The sequence below is a fragment of the Pseudomonas sp. ANT_J28 genome, from assembly GCF_008370005.1.
GTDB classification, from domain to species: Bacteria; Pseudomonadota; Gammaproteobacteria; order Pseudomonadales; family Pseudomonadaceae; genus Aquipseudomonas; species Aquipseudomonas frigoris.
Map to the genome: position 1 here is coordinate 1 of NZ_VOBM01000086.1, position 4273 is coordinate 4273.

The 4273-nt window shown below is 60.0% G+C and carries 3 protein-coding genes; all 3 read right to left on the reverse strand.

Features of this window, described 5'->3' with window-relative positions; all coding sequences use genetic code 11:
- Positions 1–234 precede the first annotated feature (234 nt).
- Positions 235–2076 (reverse strand): nitric oxide reductase activation protein NorD, encoded by a 1842-nt coding sequence (locus FQ187_RS29620; RefSeq protein WP_149632197.1) that lies wholly within the window; start codon positions 2074–2076, stop codon positions 235–237.
- 78 nt (positions 2077–2154) lie between these two features.
- A complete protein-coding gene (locus FQ187_RS29625; protein ID WP_149632198.1) occupies positions 2155–3582 on the reverse strand; it encodes a cbb3-type cytochrome c oxidase subunit I in 1428 nt (475 codons plus the stop codon).
- A 3-nt stretch (positions 3583–3585) separates the two neighbouring features.
- Entirely contained in the window at positions 3586–4026 is a 441-nt protein-coding gene (locus tag FQ187_RS29630; protein WP_149632199.1) for a cytochrome c, read from the reverse strand.
- Positions 4027–4273 lie beyond the last annotated feature (247 nt).

Here is a 4273-nt window from a genome sequence, read left to right on the forward strand (position 1 = left end):
CTTCTTCGAATAGGCCTGATACATAGATGCAACGGGGCGGCGGTTTTTCAAAAGCGGGTAGACAGTGGGGGCGAGTCCATACATAGCAGCTGGCGAAGCCTGCGTTCGGCTGCGCAGCAGTCGTAAATCCTGAGTCCCCTTTTTACCTGACACACCGCGGGGACTGGGTTTACGACTGCTGCGCAGCCGAACGCAGCCTCGCAGGCTCGGCAGCTGCTACAGGGATCGTGTCGGTCAAGGCTGAGTCAGTTGGCGATACAACTGCGGCAAGCGCAGGGGTAATTGCTCGGGCTGGCGGATCAAGGTGTAGCCATTGGCACCGAACATGTAAGGCAGGTAATCCCCGGCCTCGCGATCAATCGTGATACAGAACGGCGTCAACCCCTGACGCCGCGCCTCCAGCACCGCCTCGCGGGTGTCTTCAACGCCGTAGCGCCCCTCATACAAATCCAGATCATTCGGTTTGCCATCCGTGAGCAGCAGCAACAGTTTGCTGCGTCGCTTGCTCTTGCCCAGCAGGTGGGTGGCGTGGCGGATGGCGGCGCCCATGCGGGTGTAATAACCCGGTTTGAGCCCTTGAATGCGACCGCGGGTGGTGTCGTCATAACGCTGGGTGAAGGATTTGAGTTCCTGCATGCGCACTTGATGACGACGCAGCGAGGAAAATCCGTACAGGGCGAAATCATCACCCAGCACCGACAGGGTTTCACCGAACAGCAGCAAACTGTCGCGGATCACATCAATCACCCGATGCTCATCGTTCAAGTGCGCGTCGGTGGACATCGACACATCGGCCAGCAACAGGCACGCCAGGTCGCGGCGCGTCTGCCGTTGCTCCATGAACAGACCTCGTTCCGCACATTGGCCATGCTCGCGTTCAACGTGAAAATCCAGCCAGGCCTGCATGTCCAGTTCAGACCCTTGGGGTTGCTGGCGTAACCATTGGCGATCATTGCGCAGGTGCTCGAACTGGCGGCGCAGACGGTGCGCCGAGGCTTTCAGCCGTGGCGGCAGTGGCTGCGCCTCACAGTCGCGGGGCACCATCATTTGCAGATTGACGAAGCTGTCCTGCATCTGCTGTTTGCGGTAATCCCACTCCGGCAGCTTGATGCCCTCGCCCAAGGGGATATCGTCGACATCGGCCGGCGGCAAATCCAGGTGCAGCTTGAGGCCGCCGCCCTTGCGCAGACGGGTGCGCGACAAGCTCAACTCGTCGAGGTCCTCGACGACTCTGGCCGCGTCCGGGTCTTCGCTGTCGTCCGACCAGCGATCCAGGTCCACGTGTTCGGTCCAGCTGAACAGGTTCTCCAGACGCACGATTAACAACCCGCCGTCGCGGCTACCTTCATCGATTCGCTTGGCGCGCTTGCGTCCGCCCTTCTGCTCACCGGGCGGGGTCGTCAGCGTCTCTTCCGATTCGTCACCCAGATCGGCTGCCTGCGGAGTTGCGAGATTTTGCGGCGGGTATAACCACAGCGGCAGCGGCCAGGCGGCCCGTTCGCTGCGGGGGAAATGTTCGACACTGCCTGGGTCGCGCAACGCCTGACATAACGCCCGTTCCAGGGCCGCTTCGCCGGGGTTCAATGTGGCCGGATCCGGGCGAAGTTGCAGATGAGCATCGACCAAACGTTTGTACCGGGCACGCAACGCGGGATAGCGCCGCAACAGCTGTTGCGTCCAGCGTTGATTGTCCCGACCCCAATGACGCATCTGCCCGGCCTGCGCCGCCAGCAATGCGAGCCAACGATAGAGTTCCTCGTTCAGTGCGACTTCAGGAAACACCGCGAGGCTCGACGGCAGACGAAGGTTGGTCTCGTCGCACCACGCCAGGGGCACTTGCTTGCAGGTGCCGGCGATCTGCTGCAGCACGTTGCGCCGCAGCAGCAGATCGCGGTCGCTGGCGGCTTCGACACCGACGCCGTTGGCGCCGCCCATGGCGCGAAACAGCAGCGCCAGCGGTCGTTGCTGGCTGGCCAGTTCGACACGCGCCTCGGGGAAATCCGGGCTGGCGCGCCGGGTGATGAAGCGATGCCAGACGCTGCCGACCCACTCTTCCAGTTCGACGGTAAAGGCCATGATCATTGCCCTTTTTTGTAAAGCAAAAAACGGCCCGCTGTATCAGCCGGGCCGACCTTTTCTAGCCTTTACAGCGGCTCACGAAGGAACCACGGCAGCCGGAGCGCGCAAGGCTGCGCGGCCACGTTGCTTGAAGCTGAACAGGTAACAGACCAGTCCCGCGAGGAAACCAAGACCGGCGCCAAAACGGGCCCAGAACAGCACCTGCAGATGTTCGACCGTGGACATGAACGGCAAGGCAACCCCATCGACCTGCCAGCGTTGCAGGTAGACCTGCACGACACCGGCAGCGGTGAGGAACAGCGTGATCATCACCATCGACAGGGTCATCAACCAGAAGCCCCAGATTTCGAGGGTCTGCGAACGCTCGTCACCGGCTTCACCCAAACCCCGCAAGCGTGGCATGGCGTAGCTGATCAAGGTCATCACGATCATCGCGTAAGCACCGTAGAAGGCCAGGTGACCGTGAGCCGCGGTCAGCTGCGAACCGTGGGTGTAGAAGTTGACCGGAGCCAGGGTATGCAGAAAACCCCAGACGCCAGCGCCGAAGAAGGCGGTTACCACGGTTCCCTTGGCCCACAGCGTGGCCGCGCGGTTCGGGTGTTGCCGGCGACGTTTCTTCACCATGCTGAAAGCGAATATCACCATCGCCAGGAAGGGTAGCGGCTCGAGTGCCGAGAAGATTGAACCCACCCACAACCAGACCTCAGGTGCACCGATCCAGAAGAAGTGGTGACCGGTACCGATGATCCCCGTGATCAGCGCCATGGCGATGATCACGTAGAGCCATTTCTCCACGACCTCCCGGTCTACACCGGTGATCTTGATCAGGACGAAAGCGAGCATCGAACCCATGATCAGTTCCCACACGCCTTCCACCCAAAGATGCACCACCCACCACCAGTAGAACTTGTCGCGGGCCAGGTTGCCGGGGTTGTAGAAGGAGAACAGGAAGAACACCGCGAGCCCGATCAGCCCGGTCATCATCACCATGCTGACGGTGGTCTTGCGACCTTTGAGCAGGGTCATGCCGATGTTGTAGAGGAAGCCCAGGCACACCACCACAATGCCCATCTTGGTGATGGTCGGCTGCTCCAGGAACTCTCGTCCCATGGTCGGCAGCAGCTCGTTGTGGGTCAGTCTGGCCAGGCCGGCATACGGCACCAGCAGATAGCCCAGGATCGTCAACACACCAGCGGCGGCGAATACCCAGAACAGGATGATCGCCAGCTTCGGACTGTGCAGTTCGCGATCGGCTTCTTCTGGAATCAGGTAATAGGCGGCGCCCATGAACCCGAACAGCAGCCAGACGATCAGCAGGTTGGTGTGCACCATCCGCGCCACGTTGAAGGGAATGATCGGGAACAGAAAGTCCCCTATCACGTATTGCAGGCCCATGATCAAACCGAACAGCACCTGGCCGAGAAACAGGATCAGTGCGAACACGAAGTACGGTTTGGCCACGGCTTGCGAGGCGAATTTCAGATGCGGATTAGCAATGCTCATCGCTTAGCCCTCCTTGTTTGGCGGCCAGCCATTGGTGTTGATTTTTGAGCTCCATTTGAGGAACTCGGCGATGTCATCCACCTCCTGGTCACTCAACTTGAACTGCGGCATCGCGCGTCGGCCCGGTACACCCAGTGGCTGCATTTTCATCCAGGCATGCAGGAAGGGTTTGAAGCCCGCCTCTCCGCCGCGCCGCTGGAACACGTTGCCCAGCTCAGGCGCGAAGTAGGCGCCCTCGCCCAACAGCGTGTGGCAGCCGATGCAGTTGTTTTGTTCCCAGACCAACTTGCCGCGCACCACTGATTCGGTGAGCTGCGCTTCATTGCTGCGGGCCGGAAAGGTCTTTTCCGTGTGATAGGTCAAAGCCAGGAATATCAGGAAGAAGAAAATGCTTCCCCCGAAGTAGATATTCCTGGCCATGCCTTTGGTGAAGGTGTCTGACATGGTCGCTTCCTCTTTGCTAGGCCCGTCCATGATAGGAAGCGAAGGGTTGAAACCTGCTTGATGGCGATCAAGAAAGGCAGATGGTTTTGGTCGGGTATTACGCTTAAGCCGTACTCGGCCCATGTAATTGGATGGACTCGCCCAAGCCGAGGCGTCAATGCGCCACGGTGGCAGTCTAAACAGCCAACGACAGCGAGGGCGAGTCCATGAAAAATCATAGTTCGATTGATCAATCCCTGTCTTCTTC

What these genes read in the sequence shown, in the direction of transcription:
- FQ187_RS29620 (WP_149632197.1), bottom strand. Translation starts at nt 2,076, where the DNA reads ATGGCCTTTACCGTCGAACTGGAAGAGTGGGTCGGCAGCGTCTGGCAT.
- FQ187_RS29625 (WP_149632198.1), bottom strand. Translation starts at nt 3,582, where the DNA reads ATGAGCATTGCTAATCCGCATCTGAAATTCGCCTCGCAAGCCGTGGCC.
- FQ187_RS29630 (WP_149632199.1), bottom strand. Translation starts at nt 4,026, where the DNA reads ATGTCAGACACCTTCACCAAAGGCATGGCCAGGAATATCTACTTCGGG.